At 44.8% G+C, this 20941-nt stretch carries 22 protein-coding genes and 1 other RNA gene; 16 read left to right on the plus strand and 7 right to left on the minus strand.

Annotated features, from left to right (window positions below):
- The first annotated feature begins 227 nt into the window (after positions 1-227).
- Positions 228-1880, plus strand: a complete 1653-nt coding sequence (locus MKY14_RS01290) for a DEAD/DEAH box helicase (RefSeq protein WP_036689288.1) — start codon at positions 228-230, stop codon at positions 1878-1880.
- A 127-nt stretch (positions 1881-2007) separates the two neighbouring features.
- On the opposite strand, the gene MKY14_RS01295 is transcribed toward MKY14_RS01290, so the two are convergent.
- Positions 2008-2106: a hypothetical protein gene (locus MKY14_RS01295; RefSeq protein WP_036689290.1), complete on the minus strand. Its 99-nt coding sequence runs from the start codon at positions 2104-2106 to the stop codon at positions 2008-2010.
- Positions 2107-2292: 186 nt separating this feature from the next.
- Here MKY14_RS01295 and MKY14_RS01300 point away from each other — a divergent pair, with 186 nt between their 5' ends.
- From MKY14_RS01300 to MKY14_RS01310, 3 genes are all read left to right on the plus strand, one after another.
- Complete coding sequence (locus tag MKY14_RS01300) at positions 2293-3129, plus strand: YesL family protein (protein ID WP_076125120.1); 837 nt, start codon at positions 2293-2295, stop codon at positions 3127-3129.
- Between the two features lie 104 nt (positions 3130-3233).
- A non-coding RNA gene (gene ssrS, locus MKY14_RS01305) (6S RNA) lies at positions 3234-3425 on the plus strand.
- A gap of 159 nt (positions 3426-3584) precedes the next feature.
- The gene (locus MKY14_RS01310; protein WP_036689295.1) at positions 3585-3974 is read left to right on the plus strand and encodes a DUF1499 domain-containing protein; all 390 of its coding nucleotides are present in this window, start codon (positions 3585-3587) and stop codon (positions 3972-3974) included.
- 189 nt (positions 3975-4163) lie between these two features.
- Here the strand turns inward: MKY14_RS01310 and tpx are convergent, their stop codons facing one another.
- Positions 4164-4682: a thiol peroxidase gene (tpx, locus tag MKY14_RS01315; RefSeq protein ID WP_076125122.1), complete on the minus strand. Its 519-nt coding sequence runs from the start codon at positions 4680-4682 to the stop codon at positions 4164-4166.
- 117 nt (positions 4683-4799) lie between these two features.
- Here tpx and MKY14_RS01320 point away from each other — a divergent pair, with 117 nt between their 5' ends.
- Both MKY14_RS01320 and MKY14_RS01325 read left to right on the plus strand, forming a co-directional pair.
- Positions 4800-5435, plus strand: coding sequence for a rhomboid family intramembrane serine protease (locus tag MKY14_RS01320; protein ID WP_076125160.1), 636 nt, complete (start codon positions 4800-4802; stop codon positions 5433-5435).
- A 4-nt stretch (positions 5436-5439) separates the two neighbouring features.
- Positions 5440-6354 (plus strand): LysR family transcriptional regulator, encoded by a 915-nt coding sequence (locus MKY14_RS01325; RefSeq protein ID WP_076125124.1) that lies wholly within the window; start codon positions 5440-5442, stop codon positions 6352-6354.
- A 36-nt stretch (positions 6355-6390) separates the two neighbouring features.
- On the opposite strand, the gene MKY14_RS01330 is transcribed toward MKY14_RS01325, so the two are convergent.
- Both MKY14_RS01330 and MKY14_RS01335 read right to left on the minus strand, forming a co-directional pair.
- The gene (locus MKY14_RS01330) at positions 6391-7062 is read right to left on the minus strand and encodes a zinc metallopeptidase (RefSeq protein ID WP_076125126.1); all 672 of its coding nucleotides are present in this window, start codon (positions 7060-7062) and stop codon (positions 6391-6393) included.
- Between the two features lie 35 nt (positions 7063-7097).
- Positions 7098-7529: a MerR family transcriptional regulator gene (locus tag MKY14_RS01335; RefSeq protein WP_036689305.1), complete on the minus strand. Its 432-nt coding sequence runs from the start codon at positions 7527-7529 to the stop codon at positions 7098-7100.
- Between the two features lie 548 nt (positions 7530-8077).
- Between MKY14_RS01335 and MKY14_RS01340 the strand changes: the two genes are divergently transcribed.
- The 3 genes from MKY14_RS01340 to MKY14_RS01350 are packed head-to-tail and all read left to right on the plus strand — an operon-like array spanning position 8078 to position 11331.
- Positions 8078-9472, plus strand: a complete 1395-nt coding sequence (locus MKY14_RS01340; RefSeq protein ID WP_036689307.1) for an ammonium transporter — start codon at positions 8078-8080, stop codon at positions 9470-9472.
- 39 nt (positions 9473-9511) lie between these two features.
- The gene (locus tag MKY14_RS01345) at positions 9512-10585 is read left to right on the plus strand and encodes a DUF294 nucleotidyltransferase-like domain-containing protein (RefSeq protein WP_076184365.1); all 1074 of its coding nucleotides are present in this window, start codon (positions 9512-9514) and stop codon (positions 10583-10585) included.
- Positions 10582-11331, plus strand: coding sequence for an exonuclease domain-containing protein (locus MKY14_RS01350; RefSeq protein WP_076191346.1), 750 nt, complete (start codon positions 10582-10584; stop codon positions 11329-11331). The genes MKY14_RS01345 and MKY14_RS01350 overlap by 4 nt, the downstream gene beginning before the upstream one ends.
- Here MKY14_RS01350 and MKY14_RS01355 read toward each other — a convergent pair.
- Entirely contained in the window at positions 11313-11792 is a 480-nt protein-coding gene (locus MKY14_RS01355; RefSeq protein ID WP_340012299.1) for a M67 family metallopeptidase, read from the minus strand. The two genes, MKY14_RS01350 and MKY14_RS01355, sit on opposite strands and share 19 nt — an antisense overlap.
- Positions 11793-11952: 160 nt before the next feature.
- On the opposite strand from MKY14_RS01355, the gene MKY14_RS01360 reads away from it, so the two are divergent.
- Positions 11953-12516, plus strand: a complete 564-nt coding sequence (locus tag MKY14_RS01360) for a TlpA family protein disulfide reductase (protein WP_076220683.1) — start codon at positions 11953-11955, stop codon at positions 12514-12516.
- Positions 12517-13106: 590 nt separating this feature from the next.
- On the opposite strand, the gene cimA is transcribed toward MKY14_RS01360, so the two are convergent.
- Positions 13107-14726: a citramalate synthase gene (gene cimA, locus MKY14_RS01365; protein ID WP_340975599.1), complete on the minus strand. Its 1620-nt coding sequence runs from the start codon at positions 14724-14726 to the stop codon at positions 13107-13109.
- Between the two features lie 117 nt (positions 14727-14843).
- On the opposite strand from cimA, the gene MKY14_RS01370 reads away from it, so the two are divergent.
- The 3 genes from MKY14_RS01370 to MKY14_RS01380 all read left to right on the plus strand — a co-directional run bounded on the left by MKY14_RS01370 (position 14844) and on the right by MKY14_RS01380 (position 18147).
- A complete protein-coding gene (locus MKY14_RS01370; RefSeq protein WP_282579938.1) occupies positions 14844-16175 on the plus strand; it encodes a DNA polymerase IV in 1332 nt (443 codons plus the stop codon).
- A 161-nt stretch (positions 16176-16336) separates the two neighbouring features.
- The gene (locus MKY14_RS01375) at positions 16337-16579 is read left to right on the plus strand and encodes a ferredoxin (RefSeq protein ID WP_076133627.1); all 243 of its coding nucleotides are present in this window, start codon (positions 16337-16339) and stop codon (positions 16577-16579) included.
- Between the two features lie 134 nt (positions 16580-16713).
- A complete protein-coding gene (locus tag MKY14_RS01380; RefSeq protein WP_340975600.1) occupies positions 16714-18147 on the plus strand; it encodes a L,D-transpeptidase in 1434 nt (477 codons plus the stop codon).
- On the opposite strand, the gene MKY14_RS01385 is transcribed toward MKY14_RS01380, so the two are convergent.
- Positions 18144-18281 (minus strand): hypothetical protein, encoded by a 138-nt coding sequence (locus tag MKY14_RS01385; protein ID WP_167348489.1) that lies wholly within the window; start codon positions 18279-18281, stop codon positions 18144-18146. The two genes, MKY14_RS01380 and MKY14_RS01385, sit on opposite strands and share 4 nt — an antisense overlap.
- Positions 18282-18489: 208 nt before the next feature.
- Between MKY14_RS01385 and MKY14_RS01390 the strand changes: the two genes are divergently transcribed.
- From MKY14_RS01390 to MKY14_RS01400, 3 genes are read left to right on the plus strand one after another with little or no spacing between them, the layout of a single operon-like run.
- Complete coding sequence (locus tag MKY14_RS01390; RefSeq protein ID WP_036689322.1) at positions 18490-19584, plus strand: quinone-dependent dihydroorotate dehydrogenase; 1095 nt, start codon at positions 18490-18492, stop codon at positions 19582-19584.
- A 34-nt stretch (positions 19585-19618) separates the two neighbouring features.
- Positions 19619-20431 carry a GTP pyrophosphokinase gene (locus MKY14_RS01395; protein WP_036689325.1) on the plus strand — a complete coding sequence of 271 codons (813 nt, stop codon included), beginning with the start codon at positions 19619-19621 and terminating at the stop codon, positions 20429-20431.
- Complete coding sequence (locus MKY14_RS01400) at positions 20421-20873, plus strand: DUF309 domain-containing protein (protein ID WP_076130116.1); 453 nt, start codon at positions 20421-20423, stop codon at positions 20871-20873. The genes MKY14_RS01395 and MKY14_RS01400 overlap by 11 nt, the downstream gene beginning before the upstream one ends.
- Positions 20874-20941 lie beyond the last annotated feature (68 nt).

The raw sequence follows: 20941 nt of genomic DNA on the forward strand, positions 1-20941 counted from the left end.
TTCTTGAGTAGAACGTTACAATGGTATTTTTGCATTGCATCGGATGTAAAGCTACAGTTGCTCAGGTACAACAAGGTACCTGATGATTAGGGAGGCTTTTCGTCCCAAAAGCGCTATATCATGCAGAAAATAGAGCATGATTGGACAGCCTATAAATGTGTTTACCGCTACTTAAGAATACAGACAAGCATGTGGAATGTCCACTGTATAGAAGGAGCATGAATAATTTGAAAACATTCGCAGAATTTGGCTTGGAGCCAAAAGTGCTACAAGCAATCACAGAGTTAGGATTTGAGGAGGCAACACCGATACAGGAACAGTCGATCCCATTAGCATTGACTGGGTCGGATCTGATCGGTCAAGCTCAGACTGGTACAGGTAAGACTGCTGCTTTTGGTATCCCCCTCATTTCGAAGATTAACCGTGAAGACGAAAAAATCTTGGCCCTTATTATGGCACCAACTCGTGAGTTGGCCATCCAAGTGTCAGAAGAAATTGGCAAGCTAAGCCGTTTCAAAGGTCTTCGCTCGTTGGCGATTTATGGCGGACAGGATATTGGACGTCAAATCCGTGGATTGAAAAAGAAACCACAAATCATTATTGGTACACCTGGTCGTTTGCTCGATCACATCAACCGTAAAACGATCCGTTTGGATGATGTTCAAACCGTTGTATTGGATGAAGCAGATGAAATGCTGGATATGGGCTTTATGGAAGATATTCAGACGATCTTGAAGCTCGTTCCTGTAGAACGTCAAACCATGTTGTTCTCTGCTACAATGCCACCAAACATTCAACGCCTAGCTCAACAATTTCTTAACAACCCGCAACATGTCTCCGTTATTCCGAAACAAATCAGTGCCCCACTGATTGATCAAGCTTATGTGGAAGTGCCTGAGCGTCAAAAGTTTGAAGCTCTTAGTCGTTTGATTGATATGGAATCACCTGAATTAGCTATCGTATTCGGACGTACTAAGCGCCGGGTTGATGAGCTTGCTGAAGCTTTGCAAAAACGCGGATATTCTGCTGATGGATTGCATGGTGACTTGTCACAGAACCAACGTGATGCTGTAATGCGTAAATTCCGTGATGGCAGCATTGACGTGCTGGTAGCTACTGACGTAGCGGCACGTGGTCTGGACGTATCCGGCGTAACTCACGTAATTAACTTTGACTTGCCACAAGATCCTGAAAGCTATGTACACCGTATTGGTCGTACAGGACGCGCAGGTAAAGAAGGTACGGCTTGGTCATTCGTTACTCCACGCGAAATCGATCACCTGCATTTGATCGAACGTGTTACTCGTCACCGGATTACTCGTAAACCTTTGCCAACAATGGCTGAAGCTATTGAAGGTAAACAACGCGTTACTGCTGAGCGTTTGCTTGAAGTGGTAGAAAGCGGAGAATTGAACGAGTACAAAGGAATTTCTATTCAATTGCTTGAGCAATATGATTCCGTACAATTGTTGTCCGCAGCTATGAAGCTTCTCACTGGCGACAAGAAGGATTCCGCAATTGAATTGACTCCTGAAGATCCAATTCGTGCTAAACGTCGTGGTGGCAAAAACGATATCCGCAGTGGCCGTAAACCTAATGGTGGTTATGGCGGAAACCGTGGTACTTCCGGTGGCAGCGGTAGCGGTGGCGGATACCGTGGTAACCGTGATAATAACGGTGGCGGTAGTCGTGGTGGCTATAGCAGCGGTGGCAGCAACTACGGTAGCGGCAGTGGCGGCTATGGCGGTGGCTATAAAGGCAACCGTGATGGCGCACCAGCTCGTGACGGTGGTGCAAACCGCAGCGCAGAGCGTAAACCATACACTCGTCCAAGCAGCACGAGCACTCGTCCTGCAAAACGTGAAGATTTCGATAATTAATACTTCGTCCAGATACCAAAGAAGACGAGATGCCGCATTGCGGTTCTCGTCTTCTTTTTGCTGAAATATAAGGATGTTTGGTGAATTGTTGTGTCCTTAGTAGGGCGCGAATTTGTTTTGTGAGATATTAGTATCCGAATGTACGAGTGATGATAACGAGCAAGATAAACAATACGAGGATCGTGCCTGTAGAAGTCCAACCGCCGAAGCCAACAGGTGTAGACATGAGATAACCTCCTTTAGAATGTGGGGATTTTGGTATTTCTTATGGTTACAATCCTAATATATGGACTATAAAGGCTTTACGTATAGACGATAGTCTATAATTCAGAAAGTTGGGCTATGGAAATGAGGAGGTCAAATGAGGTATAGTTAAGATATGTAGTATGTAAGAGACAGAGGAGGAAGGGAATTGGAGTTTAAAGGAGCAATGGGCGGCTTATACCGCGTGACAGAATGGATTTCACGTATCGCAGGAAGTAATATCTTATGGGCACTATGTTCCGCCCCGTTTTTGTTTTTTGGTGTTTTAAAGATGATTATGTTAGGGACAGGCGCAGGTGGAGCGAACGAGCAAATTACATTGAACTGGGCAATGGGGATTCTAGCGCCCTTTACGGTGTTTCCAGCTTCAGCCGCTTTATTTACTGTAGTACGTAAGTGGGTAATGGGGAATACGGATGTAGGAACTTTTCGTACATTTTTTCAGGGGTATAAAGAGAACTATGTAAAAAGTATGCTCGGAGGAGTTATCTATACATTGATGTTCGTTGTTATGTACGTTGATGTAACAGTTTACATGACACAAATGCCTAACTTCAGAATTGTTGGTATTTTGATGTTGGTGCTGATGATACTTTTGTCGGTATCCATGTTTAACTTCTTTTCCATTGTGGTTCATTACCAAATGGGCTTCAAGCAAGTGATGACCAATTCTATATTGCTGACTATAGCACGCCCAATTCGTGTGTTCTCTACATTGATTGCAGCCGCGGTTCTTGTTTATATCGGTCTTAGATATCCGGCTCTGTATTTCATTTGTATTCCAACGTTGATTGCAATGGCGGCCTTCTTTAACTTCTACGCTACTTATAATAAGTTACAGCTGCAAGTAGAAAAGAAGAAACTGAAAGAGCAGGAAGAAGCAGAAGCAGCAGCATTGAACAATCGGGCGGATGAATATGACGACGATGACGATGATGATGACTACGAGGATGAAATTGATGAAAAGGACACCAAACGCATTTAACAAAATGCTGGATTAAGCGTTGGATATTTCCAGGTAATTAATTCCTGTGTAAAAATAAAGCGCATACAGGTTTACTTTTTCGTTAAAACGCAATATAATAATAACAAATCCTGCGATGTACGTTACGGTTACTCGTTGTTTTGAACCAATGATAATGTCTTGGGAGATCTACACGAAGCGCAGCTGAACCGCCCTGTCTATATGACTTGGGGAATTCAAAAACGTTTTCTGCGATCACCCACCTGCTCTAGCAGGTTCAGAAGACACTGTAGCCGGACGGCATAAGCGGGTTTTCTCTTGTTTAAGCCAAGGCGCCCTGTTTCCCGTGAATAATGGGAGCGGGCGCTTTTTTGTATGTCTGGAATAAAGGGAAAGTGAGTTATACCCTTTTGTTCCTGAGACAAGAGTGTTACACTTAGAATAATGAACTTGGGATTTGTAGAGGGGGAAGAATTTTGTCGTTAAAAAGAACCTTGGTTGGCTTATTCCGCAGTCATGATGGAACAAGCGACCGCGCCAAAGATCCGACATTAAAAACGCGTTATTACAATCTAACTAAAGACAAAGCATGGGAAGAAGTTTCATCAACTTTAAAGAAAGTTCCTGGATTTAAGGTGCTTCACGAAGTGGAGTCTGTAGGTGAGATTACTCTTGAGAAAAGAACGGCATTTGGCCGTACGCTGGACATTACGGTATCGGTGCTAAATACGACGCCTGTTCGTTGTGGTGTAGACATGTATTCTGCATCTAGAGGTTCACTTGGTGATCTCGGGGCGAATTACCGTGTGATTCAACGCTTGTATGCATCTTTGGACAAAAAATTAGGAAAATACAAAGCAGACTGATTTTTAGAGGCCCGTCAAACCCTTCTTGCTTAGGGGTAGTATGAATGCGTTTACGTAAACGGTGAGCTGCTCAGTGTGTTATCGATAAATCTTTCTATTACAAAAAAAGCGGGAGAAGGATGGACCTTCTGCCGCTTTTTTAACAGAGATAATTAAGTATTGTTGGAATAACCGCTACTGATTAAAGAATTAGAGCAGCTTCTTCACAGCAGCAATAGCATCTTCATAGTTAGGGTGCTCGGTCATTTCACTCAAATATTCAACATATACGATCTTGTCGTTCTTATCCAGAACAAAGATGGAGCGCATATCTAAGCGGAATTCTTTAATCAGCACACCATAGGCTTGTCCAAATGAGGTTGCTTTGTGGTCGGATAGAGTAATTACTCGATCGATGCCGGCAGCACCGCACCAGCGAGCTTGGGCAAACGGCAGGTCCGTGCTTACCGTGAGAATTACCACATCGTCACCAAGCTCTGCGGCTTCACTGTTGAACCGGCGGGTCTGTGCGTCACATACCCCGGTATCAAGAGAAGGGACAACACTGATTAGCTTGATTTTACCGGCATAATCACTTAGAGACACGTCTTCTAGAAGATTCTTGCTCAGAACAAAATCGGGTGCAGGATCACCAGCTGTTAGCTTAGGTCCTACGAGAGTGATGGGGTTGCCTTTAAAAGTAGCTACGCCTGTTTTTTCTTGCGTCATATCCTTGTTTTCCTCCTCGAATTATAATATTGGATTCTTACTGCCACAATAAATTATAATCTTAATAGCAGGAAGATGTCCAACCGGACAAGATATATATGTAAAGGGATGGGTGTTATGATATTTATTCGATACGAAAATTGGAAAAGTTATGTCCGGTATTATCCGGTAACCTGTTTGCTCATATTGGCCAATGTGATCATGTTTATCCTGACGGTAATTAACGGAGGATCAACTAATATTCAAACGCTTATTGATTTTGGTGCTATAGTAGATGTGAGTCCGTACAAAGAGGAACTGTGGCGCTATCTGGCCGCTATTTTTTTACATAATGGGTTTTCCCATCTGTTCTTTAATTGCTTCGCTCTCCTGGTGTTTGCACCGCCTCTGGAGCGATTGCTGGGCTGGTGGCGTTATGCGCTGCTCTATGTGGCGGGTGGTTTTCTGGCAAATCTGCTTACAATTGCGATTAGTGCCCGCTCAGTAGTAGAGGTTGGTACGGTTTCGGTTGGTGCTTCTGGAGCAATCTACGCCATTTATGGTGCATTTTTATACATTGCCGTTATTCAACGGGCGATGATGGATGAGGGCTCGCGTAAGACTTTATACGGATTGCTAATGATCGGGATCATTATGTCGTTTGCTACACCGAATGTGAATTGGGTTGCACATCTCGGAGGTTTGGTTTCTGGCTTTTTCGTATATGGGCTAATTATTCGTATATTCAAAAAAAGCCTAAGACAGGGGCGATGATGGAGTGGAGCTAAGACAGCTGCAATATTTTTTAAAGGTAGCTCAAAAAGAACACGTAACAAGAGCGGCAGAAGAGCTTCATGTAGCGCAGTCTGCGGTAAGCCGTCAGATTCATCAGCTGGAGCAAGAGCTTGGGGTTGATCTATTCATGCAAAAAGGGCGCAATCTGCAGCTTACCCCTGTTGGGCAGCTCTTTTGCAAGAAGGTTGAGAGTATCCTTAAGGAGTTGGAGCATTCAGTAAATGAGGTGCATGAATTTCTGGATCCCGAGCGTGGTGAGATTCGGATTGGATTCCCGCATAGCCTTGGCACACATCTAATCCCGACTATCGTTGCAGATTTTCGTAAGTATTATCCTCATGTCAAATTTCGTTTTAAACAAGGATCTTACCCTTCTTTGATAAAAGACGTATTGTCTGGCGAAGTGGATTTAACTTTCATTTCACCTTTTCCTGAGAATGATGAGCATGTCTCGGGGGATATTGTAATGACTGAAGAGTTGTTTGCGATTCTTCCTCAGAATCACCGGCTGGCAGGAGAATCTGAAATCCGGTTGGAACAGCTGCAAAAAGAGAAGTTTGTTCTATTCAGCCAAGGCTATTCGTTGAGACCTATCGTTTGGCAAGCTTGCTTGCAGGCGGGATTCCAACCGCAGATTGCTTTTGAAGGCGGAGAGACCGATACCATTCGTGGTTTGGTGGCCGCAGGGATGGGTGTAAGCTTGCTTCCGGAGATGGCGTTCTATCAGACGAATCCTCTTCAACCAGCCCAGGTGAAGGTTGTGGAGCCTGCGGTGACGAGAACGGTTGGCTTGATCTACCGTACAGATAGTAAATTACCGCTGGTGGCACGTTCCTTTCGGACTTTTTTAATCTCCTACTTTAAAGCTAGGCAAAATAATACCCCGGTCGGCTCTTAGCCTTCCGGGGTTTTTGTTGTTTAGAGGTATGTGATATTAGTCGCGGTTGCCTAAAAAGACGGTGATCAAGCGGAGCAATTCAAGCAACGATACTAGAGCGGCTGCAACATAAGTTAAAGCAGCTGCGTTGAGAACCTTTGCTACTCCGCGTTCTTCTTCGTTGCGGATGAAACCTTGTTCTACCATGACCTGACGAGCCCGGTTACTGGCGTTGAATTCTACAGGCAGCGTTACGAGCTGGAATGCAACAGCTGCTGAGAAGAAAATGATACCCAAGCCTATAAGATTAAAGTAACCGAAGATGAAACCTGCCATCAGCATGAAAGGCGCGATGCCTGATGCGAAATTAACTACCGGGAACATCCGGTGACGAAGTGTCAACATAGGATAACTTACTTTATGCTGAATCGCGTGGCCTACTTCGTGACAAGCGACAGAAATTGCAGAGATGGAACTTTCATAATAGACAGGCTCTGATAAGCGTACAACTCTGTGGATGGGGTCATAATGGTCTGAGAGTGTACCTCTTACAGGTTCAATCGGAACATCGTGTAAGCCATTAGCGTCGAGCATACGTCTCGCGGCTTCATATCCAGTCAGGCCGTTCGAATTGGCTACCTTTGACCACTTGCTGAAGGTTCCTTTAACTCTAAACTGTGCCCACAATGAGAAAAGAAAAGCAATAATTACTAATAGGTACATAAACATAGATGCATTCCTCCACTGTATTGTAAATATGGTATTTACATTGGCGGTCCTTGCGTAAGCAATAGCCGGATCGCTTCCATGCAGGCTAATCCCTGAGGGAGCAGATTTGAAAGTACGCGACTGGCCTGTCCTGGCTTCAAACCACTAATAAGAGGTTCAAGGGCTTTTACTTCCCGTTCTAGCCGCTGCATTTGCTGCTCTAACTCAACTAATTTATCAGAGACGTCAGTTTCTGGTGTTGCCTCGTTCCATTTGCCTAGCATAGATTTGATTTCTTCCAATGAATACTTGTCATGCTTTAATTGAGTAATACGTTCTAAAGCAGCCAAGGTTTCATGGCTGTATAGCCGATAATTTTTGGTGCTTCTAGATTCCGGGGAGATTAATCCCAGTTTCGTGTAATAATCAATAGTTCGTTCACTAATGTGAGCAGCCTTAGCTAATTCTCCAATTCGATACAAAATCATATCCCCATTTAATCTCGCCTCACTAATTGAATACGACTGCCGATAAGTGGCGGTCATCTCCTAAATTGATGGTTTCTTATGCTATCTGTAATGATAACAAACTGGAAACCATACAGTCAAACGTCATACTTTCATAAAGTATATGCAGTAAAGAAGGGTTAATTCATGAACGGTGAGCTGTAGTTTCTATACAATACACTCAAACTCAAAGGGATATCAAATTTGAAGAATGATTGGGGTTGAAAACTATAAGTTACCCCAATACATAACATTAAATGTTATGTATTTTGTGGTTTTGGTAAAAGATGCGTTCAATTATCAGGTAATATAAATGAGGTTGTGCGCGTAGTTATTTTAATGAAAATGCAGCTAGAATAAGGCCTTTAGGACCTCTAGTCCATTAGTACTGTGAAAATTTCGTGTGCTCAAATAAAATAAAATAAAAACATTCCTAAAATAGTCTTGTCAATTTACCTGACTTCTGATTATAATGACATTAAGAGTTTCACGCTTTGTTAGAAAATATAACATTGGGGAGTGGGGTAAAAATGAAAAAGAAATGGTTGATGATGTTACTGGCCATGATTACACTGATGATTTATCCGGTAAGTGCTTTTGCAGCGGACGGTCCGACGAACGTTGACTTACAAGTCGGATTGGACACAGCGTTTACCTTCCTGGCATTCATTTTAGTATTCTTTATGCAAGCAGGGTTTGCAATGCTCGAAGCGGGTTCGGTTCGGATGAAGAATGCAGGGCACGTAGCAGGTAAGACAGTACTTACTCTGGCTATCGCAAGTCTTTGCTTCTGGGCTATCGGCTTTGGACTTGGTTTCGGTAACGGCAATGGCTTCTTCGGTACTACAGGCTTCTTGTACGGAGGAGATTCAACCGCAGCTTCTTTTGAATCACTTGCATTTTCTGATGTTACTTTAAATGTTAAATTCTTATTCCAAATGGCCTTTGCAGCAGTTTCCTTGGCTATCGTATCTGGTGGTATGGCAGAACGTGCGAAGCTAAGTGTGTATATCATTTTCGGAATTTTGTTCTCCGTCGTAATTTATCCAGTTGTAGCTCACTGGGTATGGGGCGGTGGCTGGTTGGCTGAGCTGGGTATGCAAGATTATGCAGGTTCCACGGTTGTCCATCTTACAGGTGCAACGGCAGCAGTCGTAGCAACCATATTGCTTAAGCCTCGGCTTGGTAAGTTTAATAAAGAAGGTAAACCCGTGATCATTCCAGGTCATAACCAAGTATTTACTGTACTCGGTGTTATTATCCTCTGGTTTGGTTGGTTCGGATTCAATCCAGGTAGTGCTTTGTCCCCAATGGGCGGTTTCTTCGGTCACGTAGCCCTAACAACGAACATCGCAGCAGCAGCAGGTGGTTTGGCAGCATTGATTGCTTCTTGGTTGTACTTTGGTAAATCTGATATTCCAGCAATGCTGAATGGTGTTCTGGCTGCATTGGTTGCAATCACAGGAGCGTGTGCTTTCGTTGATCCATGGGCAGCAATCATTATTGGTTTTGTAGCCGGTGCTTTTACATTCATGACTTCCCAATGGCTGGAACGTGCAGGGCTTGATGATCCAATCTATGCTTTCTCGGTGCATGGTATTGCGGGGATGTGGGGTGCAGTTTCAACGGGTCTGTTCGCTGTACCTGAGCTTATTACTAAAGGCGGCTTGGTAGGTGAAGCTGGGTTGTTCTACGGTGGCGGTTTCCATCAACTAGGCGTTCAAGTGCTTGGTGTGGTTGGAACATTTGTTTTCGTAGCCGTTCTTTCTTTCATCATCTTGTATGTAATGAAGGTAACTATCGGACTTCGCGTTACAGAAGAAGAAGAATTAATGGGTCTGGATATCAGTGAGCATGGTACTTACGGATACCCTGAGCAAATGAAATTGATCGCAGATTCGGAATCCAAAACCCTTAAACAATAACATTTCAACTCGGACAGGGAGGCGGACCGTGTGGCATCGATGGAGTTAACAGATGAGTATAATGAAGAAAGCTTTAGGACCATCGTATTGGCCGGTTCGTCAGAGGAGCTTAGGGAGAGGCGTGTTGCCTGTCAAAAAGTACTTCTCGAACAGTTGAATGTTATTCCTATAGAGGAATGGATGTTCCGTGTGAATACTATGCATGATCTTATTGCCCAAACCGCAGTACTCATATGTGAGGCGCAGATGAAAGAGGCGGGCTATGGCCCGCCTCCCTGTGCTTATTCCTTTATTGTGTTTGGCAGCAGTGGGAGGCAGGAGGCAACGCTTTGGAGCGATCAGGATAATGGCCTGATAGTCGAAGGAGAGCCTGATGGGGAAAAAAATCGCTATTTCGAATTTTTCGGAACTTTGTTATCCGATATGCTTGAAGAAGTAGGATATGAGAAATGTGCGGGGAAGGTAATGTGCTCCCAAGTCATGTGGCGTAAGACATTATCTGAATGGATAGAGCAGCTTGATAGCTGGAGAACTCAGTTGGAATGGGAGCCGATCCGGTATCTTATTATCTCTTCTGATATGCGTCATGTCGCAGGAAGCGTGAAGTTATCAGCGAAGTGGCAAGAAGCTTTCTATGAAGGATTTGCGGAAAATGAGCAGCTGTCTAATGCTGTTCTTCGCAATACAGTACGCCACAAAGCGACTTTGAATTTACTGGGACAGGTGTTAACAGAACGGTTTGGTGATTATGCAGGCGGATTTGATGTTAAGTATGGGGTCTATATTCCGTTAGTGAACATTGTTAGACGGTTGTCGTTACTACATGGCATTAGAGCTGGCTCGACATTAGAGCGGATTGAAGCGCTTGATAGGCTTGGGAAATATCAACATTTAGAGGATATCCGCAGAGCTTTCTTATTAGCAATGCGGTTGCGAGTGAACACGCCATATAGTGTTCAGGATGGATTGTTAATCAGCAGTGATTATGTAGCTGAGAGTGAATTGAAGAATAAGCAGCTGCTGTCTGAGCTGCGTGAAAGCCTGCTGCTTGTCAGACGCCTTCATCGGGCGCTGCAGCGTCAGCTCCGCTCAGCGGAAAGGTGGCGGTCATGAGGGAGCCGAACAAAAGCGGAGGATTCTGGAGTAATCTAAGACAAGGTGGAATGCCCTCGGCAATTGCTTCGATGAGAGGTGGAGAAACTGCACAACAGACTGCGCAGCAAATGGCCTTTATTAGATCTTTGATGCGAGAGAAACGGCGGCCTGAGGTGCTGCATACCCCATTGTCTGAATTAGAGACAGTGATCTTTGATCTAGAGACTACAGGCTTTTCCCATCAGCATGGGGATGAGATTATGTCTTTCGGAGCCGTCAAGGTCATTGGAGAGCAGATTAAAGAAGAGGAATGCTTTTATACACTGGTGAACTGTCAGACGGCTATTCCGGAGGATATTACAAGGCTGACTGGGATTACGGAAGAAATGACACAATCCGCTCCCTCCTTAATGGATGGCCTTCATAATTTTATGTCCTTTGTAGGTCAGAATGTGCTGGTGGCACATGCAAGCTCACATGATAAGGCTTTTCTTAATGCTGCTTTATGGAAAACCTCTAAAGTTCAGCTAACACACCGTGTGCTGGACACGATGATGTTAGCGCGATGGCTTGAGCCACAGCGAAGTAATTATTCGCTGGATGAGCTGCTATATGTGCATGAAATTCCGATTCATGGCCGTCATCATGCCTTGGAAGACGCAAAGATGACAGCACAGCTGTGGGTGATCTACCTGCGGGAAATTTCGGAGCGCGGCCAAGTGGATACCTTGGGTGATCTTTATGCTTATTTAAGTAGAACGTGAAGCGGGGCTTGAGATAAACCGCGGAACAAATTACCGCCGCGGTCATCAGGCAAACGCTCAATATAAAATCCGTTCAGAATGGGATTGCCGCTATCTTTGGTGTTGGGAGAACCTATAAGATAAAGCGCAAACTCAGGTCCTAGTGCTGTTAGTCCTTTATAATCGGCAACTGAAGGGATAGGTGCTGAATGTGGGTGGGAATGAAATAGTCCGATGATAGTTGGTTCATTGTACAGTACATTAATCCACTCTTCAGGGTGGGGAGTAAAGGTGTGCAGCGGGTCTGGCGCTACGTTGCGCAAGGGTACGTAAGTATCTATGAGCATGCCACCCGCTGCGGCAGCACCCAGCAGGACTCCGCATGCTTCATGCGGATAACAGGACAGCAGGTGCTTCCCCAGTGCTTGCTGTACGGAATATTTCAGTCTAATAGGCTGGACATTTCCCTGGAATGCTGCCATTTGTTCACCCCTCTCTCTTCATTAGGGTTTCGTCGCAGACGAAACCCTCTTTTTTATTATAAAAGTATATATTATTGTGTAAAAAATGGATGGTTTGAAATTTAACCTATTGAGGGTACAATAGTAGAAAACTATTCCAATCGTAAAGGAACAGATGACTATGAAAGCAAGTAATAAATTAAATATAACAGTATTACTCATAGTTGTATGTGTTGCTGTGTTTGCGGTGTGGCATAATCGTGAGCCCAAAGCAGAAGCTGTGCTTGCGCAACAAAATGAGCTGCCGATGAAGAGCGGACCTAAGGCTGGACTGCGTGCACCTTCGTTTTCACTTCAGGGAACAGATGGGACTACCTATGTTGTTGATGGCCCCAGAGATAAAGCGGTAATCCTTAATTTCTGGGCTTCATGGTGTGATCCCTGCCAGCAGGAAGCTCCTGAACTTAATACCATGGCCACTAAGTATAAGGATGTTCTAGATATTTACGGTATTAATGTGAGCAGTCAGGATTATAAACCCAATGCTGAACGTTTTATCAAGAAATACGGTCTTGTGTTTCCGGTTATGTTTGATGTAAAAGATGAGGTGTACAGCAAATATAATGGAGCTGTTTTTCCCACCAATGTGCTCATTGATAAGAATGGAGTGATCTCTGAGATTATTCTAGGTATTCTTAGTCCTGAAGAGTTGGAGGAGAAAATAATCAAGCTTACCGAATCATGAAGCAGGCTATCCCATGTGGAGCCAGATCTGCTTTTTTCTCCAAACAGCAAAAGTCTACAGATCAGCGATTCTTCTTATTGGAGGATCGCTGATCTGCGTTTTTGGTCAGCCGCGATTTACTTTAGTAGACAGCAAGCATTAATTTCACTATACCGTGGAGCAGAAATGGTTTGAACCCCGAAGGAAGCCGAGTTAGAACAATTGGGGAATTTCTCCCTATTATTTCGAGATCTCGGGTCATTCAACGAATAATTAGGGAAAATATCCCTCTAATCTAGCTGTTTTGGTGGGAAATAATGAAATTATCCTGATTTTTAGGGAGGAATTCCCTGTTTCTGTTCATTTATAGCGAATATCGGCTATTTTCAGGGAGTTTTTCCCTAATTACTCTACCGCACCCGCACCCCGCACTCGCCCCCGCGCATCCCGCACCGCACACTGCCCATTGCTCACCACCCACCACCCAAAGTCTATGGGCTAAAGCAATAGTCCGTTACACAGCCTATTTAATAAAAAGAAGCTGCCCTATAAGTAGAATTCTACTTTTGGGAAGCTTCTTTTTTGTCTTACAAAATTCTATAAGTGATCAATTAATGATTGACCAGGCCTCTAGGTTCATTGCTGGTCGTCTTCTCATTCTCCAATGAGAGCTCATTGAGAAGCGCGTAGCGCATACTGTCAACAAGAGCCTCCCAGCTGGCTTCAATTACGTTACTGGAGACACCAACCGTACTCCAGGTGTCTGTGAAGTTCTTGGATTCAATCAATACCCTTACCTTCGCTGCAGTCTGATCCTGTTCATCTATTACACGGACTTTATAGTCGGATAGATGCATTTCCTTTAATTGTGGGAAATAGGTCTGTAATGCTTTACGAAGCGCGTTATCGAGTGCGTTGACTGGACCGTTACCTTCAGCAGCAGTATAAAGATTCTCACTGCCAACTTTCAGTTTCACGAACGCTTCAGATACTACTGGATGTTCTGCGGTTTTCTCAACTAACATCTTGAAGGATTCAAAGGTAAAGGTTTCATTCATCTCGCCGGTAGCTTCCCGAAGGAGTAGCTCCAGTGAGGCATCGGCACCTTCAAATTGATAACCTTGATGTTCCATCGTTTTAATCTTCTCGATCACCCGGCGAGCCTGCTCGCTGCTTGGATCCAGATTTAAACCCATGTCCTGTGCTTTGGAGAGTACATTGCTCTGTCCGGCAAGTTCGGAGACCAGCACACGCTGCTTGTTCCCGACAAGCTCAGGAGCGATATGCTCATAGGTCCGTGAATCACGCATGATGGCGGAGACATGGATTCCACCTTTGTGTGCGAAAGCTGCATTTCCGACATAAGGCTGATTTACCGGCAGATTAACATTAGCCACTTCACTAATATAGCGGGCAGTGTTGGTAATCTGCGATAATGAATCGCCTGGAATACAGTGATAACCCATTTTGATCTGTAGTGTAGGAATAATAGAACATAGGTTGGCGTTACCACACCGTTCACCGTAACCATTAATGGTACCTTGTACTTGCCGTGCTCCAGCTCCGATGGCGCTAAGTGCATTGGCAACCGCTAGCTCACAGTCATTGTGAGTGTGAATTCCGAGATTGGCTCCGGGCAATTGTTGATTTAGAGCGGTAACAATCTCATGAATTTCGTAAGGTAAGGTCCCACCGTTGGTATCGCACATTACAAGCCAATCTGCTCCGGCTTCCCGGGCTTTGGACAGAACAGCTGCTGCATATTCAGGATTATTCTTGTATCCGTCGAAGAAATGCTCGGCATCAAAAATCACTTCAAGGCCTTGGCGTTTCAAGTAGGATATGGAGTCGCCGATCATGGCGAGATTCTCCTCAAGCGTAGTCTGTAATGCAGTGTGTACATGGAAATCCCAAGATTTTCCGACGAGTGTAGCAGCAGGAACCCCTGCGTCAATCATACGTTTTAAATTGTCATCGTTTTCGGCCAAGGAATTCTTCCGCCGAGTGCTGCCGAACGCTGTAATTTTGGCGTTCAGATGAAGCTCCTTGACTCTTTTGAAAAATTCAATGTCTTTATTGTTGCTTCCCGGGATGCCACCTTCAATATAGTGCACACCCAGATCATCGAGTTTCTTGGCAATCTTCAGCTTGTCGTCAGCCGACAGACTGATGCCTTCACCTTGGGTGCCGTCGCGTAATGTAGTATCGAAGATGGAGATGGACTTAGACATGAGAGTCCTCCTTATAGGGAAATGAATTTATATATTATAGCATTTTTACGCGGGAATGTAACAAAGAACTTTACAGCCTCTTAAGTTGACCTAACCGCAGCGGAGAGTTATTCTAAATTGGACAATAGAAAACCTGAGGATAAGAAGGTAGATATTGTGCAGAATGTTGATCAGTATTATCCAACGAGTGGCAGGGTTATCCTGCATGTCGATATGAATGCTTTTTACTGCTCTGTGCATGAGGCAGAGGACCCTGACCAATATAGAGGCAAAGCTACTGCGGTTGCGGGTAGTGTTGAATTGCGGAAAGGGATCATAGTGACTTGTTCCTACGTCGCCCGCAGAATGGGGATTTCGACGGGAATGCAGGTTCAGAAGGCGCTTCGTATTTGTCCATCGCTTATCGTTATTAAACCGGACTTCCATTTATACCGCAAATATTCTAATGCTTTTATGCAGATTGCATATAGCTATACTCCGTTACTGGAAGCAGTGTCCATCGATGAATGTTACCTTGATATAACTGGCTCCAGACAATTCGGTACACCCATGGAAATAGCGGAGACGATTCAGCGCCGTATAATGGAAGAATTGGGCTTGCCATGCTCAGTGGGGATCGCTCCCAATAAGCTGCTTGCGAAGATGGCTTCCGATTTAAAAAAGCCAAACGGCATTTCGGTGCTGCGGCTGCGGGATGTGCCCAAGATATTATGGGACAAGCCCTGTAACGAAATGTTCGGCATTGGTGGAAAAACAGCAGAAAAGCTCCGCAAACTGGGCATTTACAGTATTGGTCAATTAGCAGCGGCTGATGAAAATATGCTGGTTGAGAATTTCGGAGTTATGGGCTCATGGCTAAAGCGTGCTGGCAACGGTATTGATCATGGGATCGTTAACCCTGAGCGGGAGCAGAGTAAGTCGATTGGACACACCACAACATTGCCGCGGGATGTCATAGGTCTAGCTGAGGTACGACCGATTTTGTTGAATTTAAGTGATCAGGTAGCCCGGCGCTTGCGTAAGCAAGGTCTTGTTGCCTCAGGGGTGCAGCTGACCATTCGGACACCGGATATGAAGACCATAACCCGTTCGCGTCAGCTAGAGGCTCCTTCGGAGAGCGGGGAGGATATCTACAAGTCCGTCTGCGATCTATATGTTCGTCATTGGAATGGGGAGAAGCCTGTGCGGCTGCTGGGTGTGACTCTGCAGGGCTTGATTGCTAAAGAGGATTCCGCCATTCAGCTTGATTTGTTCGATTACGAACGTCAGCCTAAGAAAGAATCTCTTAACAAGACTATGGACATGCTACGTAATAAATTCGGTGAAAATGCAGTGTTGACCGCCGGGATGTTAAGCGATTCTCACTCTGCAAGGCTCCGCAATCATAAAGAACGTGGCACTTCGTTGCAAAAGGATAATCTTCTATCTGTCGAGTCTGATAAAGAGTAACAAGATCATTCTACGACATGTCAAAATAGATGCCGTAGAATGCGTCAGAAATGCAAACGTATTGAAAATCAATTGAAATTGTATTCTTTTTATATTAATATGAGAAAATATAAGACGCTGGTACAACAGCGCTGTATTGTTCAACGGGAGGCAGAGATAAAATGGCTAAGTACACTTGGGTCGAAAAAGACACTTGTATCGCTTGCGGTGCATGTGGCGCAACGGCTCCTGATATTTTTGATTACGATGACGAAGGTTTGGCAGAAGTTATTTATGAAAATGACGGAAACCACGGCATCACAGTGATTCCGGATGATTTGTTTGATGATCTCCAGGATTCTTGTGATGGATGCCCAACCGACTCTATTAAAATTGCGGATGAGCCTTTTAACAAAGAGGGCTAATTAGCCGGGATTTTGTAACTTCTAGCACAACATAAAGACATCTCCTGCGAACTTTTGTTCAGCTAGGGATGTCTTTTTTGCGATGTCTGACCGATATTAATGTAGGATGGAATTATAAAATTTCGGAGGTTCCGATGAAAAATTCTCAGCACCTCAAAGCATATGTACAGATGCATCCAGACAATAAGATGGCATGGTACTTGCTGGGTAAGGAATACTATAAGAACGGTCAACAGGGGAAAGCTAACTATTGCTTCAATCAGGCTGGAGAAGTATATGAAGCTTTCGAGCATAGTAAGGTGCCTGCGGAAACGCTACGGGAATATGAGGAAGGGCTGCTTCAGGCAAGCCGCCAGCGGGACCGAAGGCAGCAAAGATTCCGCTACATTATGCTTGGGCTGATGCTTCTATTACTGGTTATGGTGCCATCGGCTGTGGCTCCGGGTCTAGATATTGCGGGAGATCAGGATACGGTCCAAGACACGGTTACTTCTGAAGTTAAAGATCCGCTTGATCAAAAAGATGTTGAGAAGGAACCCGTTCTAGAGGCACGAAAAATGATGTATACAGCGCAAGAGAGTGGAGCTTCTGCTTCGTCAGGGAAGCTGATGGCAACTATGCTAATGCGCGAGGAACCGTTTCAAGCTGCTATTTTGGGCATGGAGCGGGAAGGGAAGTGGCTGCTGTGGAAAGAGAAGCTTCCGCTTAATTCCACACTGCAGAAGAATGGGAACGGACGGTTGGTATACCAATCCTATGATCCAGCGGCATGTGCATGCGAACCGCCAGAGCAAGGGGAACTTGCGGTGGATGCAGCTAAGTGGCAGGGGGATCAAGAGGAGCTAGCTACATTATGGAGTGCAATGAGGTCTTATCAGAATCATAAAGGCAAGCTTCCGGCTTCTTTGGCGGAATTGACCAGACCTTTTCCGGAAAATTGGATTGGCGGGACGACACCAGTTATGAAGCGTGAGTTCAAATCTCTTAAGGAAATAGCAACTGCTAAGGCACTGGGTACACCGGAAGTTGCAGGTGAGCCTCCAAGCTCAACTGCTGAGGCGGGAATGGTCATACCGACAGCGCTAAGTGAGAGTGCAAGTAGTGGGAAGGGTGTTCCCTTTTTTGACCAGCCGCTTAGAGTGATTGTGGATAAACAAAAACACCGCTTGGCAGTAGTCAGCGGCTCTGTTATTCTACGAAATTATGAGGTAGGGCTTGGGGGAGACAAGACCCCGGAAGGCAACTTCATCATTACAGATAAAGTGGTCAATCCAAACGGTCATGATAATGGGGAGTTCGGAAGCCGCGGACTACAACTTTCAGATAGTAATTATGCTATTCATGGCACCAATGAGCCAGAAAGTGTCGGCAAGGATGAATCCCTTGGCTGTATTCGGATGAGTCGAGAAGATGTGGAAGAACTATTCGCTATGATTCCAAAAGGAACAAAAGTGGTGATTAGTAAAGGGGTTCTGCCTGACAAGCAGCTGCTGCCGGCGAAACGCTTCAACCCTGCTGCTCCGTATGATCAGACCAACCCCCACAAAGTATACCACTGGCTGAATTAGTTCCCGGCAACTATAAACAGAACGATGATGAGAAGAATTAGTAAAGTTAAACTTACGCCGATCCACATTAGCGCTTTACGATTAACTTCTTCTTTCTTTTGCTGCAAAGTTGGTGGTTTACGTTTAGTTGACATCCAGCATACCTTCTTTCTCTCTTAATCGCTGATTACCCCTATATTGTAATGCGTTTACAAGAAAATTACTATACTTTGGGTTAAGCCTCTGCACACTTACAGGGTAAAATGCTTTTCTTTTGTTCAAGAAAAGGCTAAAATTAAGAAGAAACCTACAGAATCGGGTAGACACGTGGATTAGTGAAGTACCCCTTAAGGAGCGAGAACGGTGTTGTATCGTAATTTTGGTAAACCAATTTTCTTTAAGCTGGACCCTGAGAAGGCTCACCATCTCGTCATAGGTGGATTGGATAAATCATCATCAGTTCCAGGGGGAAGCGCGGCATTGCGTTTAATGTATGGCGTTCCTGAAACGGCAGATTTAGCAGTTGATCTGTTTGGCATACATTTTCCGACTCCAGTTGGACTGGCAGCAGGCTTGGATAAGAATGCCGAGGCTGTTTCTGGATTCTCTTCGATCGGATTCGGATTTATGGAAGTGGGGACGGTTACCCCTAAGGGTCAACCGGGAAATGATAGCCCACGTTTGTTCCGTCTTCCCTCTGATGAAGCTCTGATCAATCGTATGGGCTTCAATAACGAAGGGGCTGACGCTATGGCAGAGCGTCTAAAAAAATTAAAAAATCGCAGAGTTCCAATAGCAGTAAATATTGGACGGAATAAAATAACTAGTAATGAAGCGGCTCATGAAGATTATCGTCAGTGTATCCGTACGCTTTATCCGTACGGTGATTTTTTTGTGGTCAATATCAGCTCACCAAATACACCGGGGCTGCGCAGTCTCCAGCATGGCAGCGAATTAGCGTTCCTGCTAGCACAAGTAAAGGAAGAAATGGAGATTCAGCGTAAAGCCACCGGCATGAATAAGAGCTTGTTGGTTAAGATTGCTCCAGATGTAAGTGATTCTGAATTGGAGTATATGGTTCAATCACTGACAGAAGCTGGTATGGATGGTATTATTGCTACGAATACTACATTGAACCGGGATGGACTTAGTCATGAAAAGGCTAATGAGACAGGTGGATTAAGCGGTAAGCCACTTCGTGACCGGTCAACGGAAATCATTCGTAGGATTTATCGCCAGACTGAAGGGAAGATGCCGATCATAGGTTCAGGGGGCATATTCACCAGTCAGGATGCGTATGACAAGATAAGAGCAGGCGCAAGTCTGGTCGAAATTTATACAGCACTCATCTACGAAGGACCGGAGGTTAACCGCAGGCTGCATGCCGGATTACGGCAGCTCTTACGGCGGGACGGATTCAGTCATATCTCTGAAGCAGTGGGTGCTGATCATCACTGATTGAAGGAGTCGAAAGGACAGGAGGACGAAGGCGATGGACGGCAGGGACTGGGGAACTTTTTTGCTTCCATATGAACAGACTGTGGAAGAATTGAAAGTTAAATTCAAAACAATGCGTTCGGAGTTGAAGAAAAGAGAGGAATACACGCCGATTGAATTCGTAACTGGTCGTGTAAAGCGGCTGTCAAGCATTTTGGAGAAGGCTAAGCGCCTGAATGTGAAGATGGAGGATCTGGAGACAGGCATTGAAGATATAGCCGGGATCCGGATTATGTGCCAGTTCGTGGAGGATATCCGCAGAGTGGCCGAATATATCCGGGCTCGTAAGGATCTTGAAGTCCTGTATGAGAAGGATTACATCACCAATTATAAAGAGAGCGGGTATCGCAGCTTTCATATGATTATTAAATATCCTGTGCAGACAGCTCTGGGACAAAAAATAGTGCTCGCAGAGATCCAAATTCGTACACTAGCTATGAATTTCTGGGCAACCATAGAGCACTCTCTGAATTATAAATATCGGGAAAGCTTACCGGATGAAATGCGAGTGCGCCTGAAAACCGCAGCTGAAGCAGCCTCCATCTTGGACAGCGAAATGTCCAGTATTCGTGATGAAATCCTGGAAGCACAAAAGACCTTCGAGGAAAACTCGAATATGACGACTCAAATTCTCAAATCTATTCATCAATTGTATTTCTATCATTTGGTGAATGAGGCTATAGATACTCAGGCTCGATTTAACGAAATATGGCAGGCTCAGGACATGGAAGCGATGAAGGAGCTTCTGGATCATGTACGGGGACTTCTCTCCGCAGCTAAAAAGGATAGTTTGCCGGATGGCTTATGATCCGTTGTACTTGGCGTATCTAGTGTACTTTAATCGTGACCGGGATTATTTCGAATGTCACGAGGTGCTCGAAGAGCTATGGCTTGCCAAGCAACGCGACCCATTGTACAAAGCACTTCTCCAAGTAGCTGTTGGGTTGTACCATTGCCGCAATAATAATATGCGTGGTGCAACGATTATGCTAAGCGGGGCTGCTGCCAAGCTGGAAGAATATTCAGCAGTGACACTCGGCATTAATTTGGCTAAGCTAGTGGTGGAAGTGAAGGATTATGTTCGCCGCATGGAGTCGTGTGAGCAGCAGCCATTTTCTTATTATGATCTGACTATAGAAATCATTGATCAAGGTCTAGCGGATGAAGTGAACTCTGCGGCTGAGGTGATCACACCGAATAATCCTCAACGACGAGGTCCTCAAAGACCGACCTCTTCTCATCGTAAATAATGATCCTCTATAAATGAGTATTGCCAAAGGAACACCCGTAAGGGTGTTCCTTGAATCTTTAAACACCT

Origin of the sequence: Paenibacillus sp. FSL R5-0887 (assembly GCF_038002305.1) — a bacterium.
Classification (GTDB): Bacteria; Bacillota; Bacilli; order Paenibacillales; family Paenibacillaceae; genus Paenibacillus_AQ; species Paenibacillus_AQ odorifer.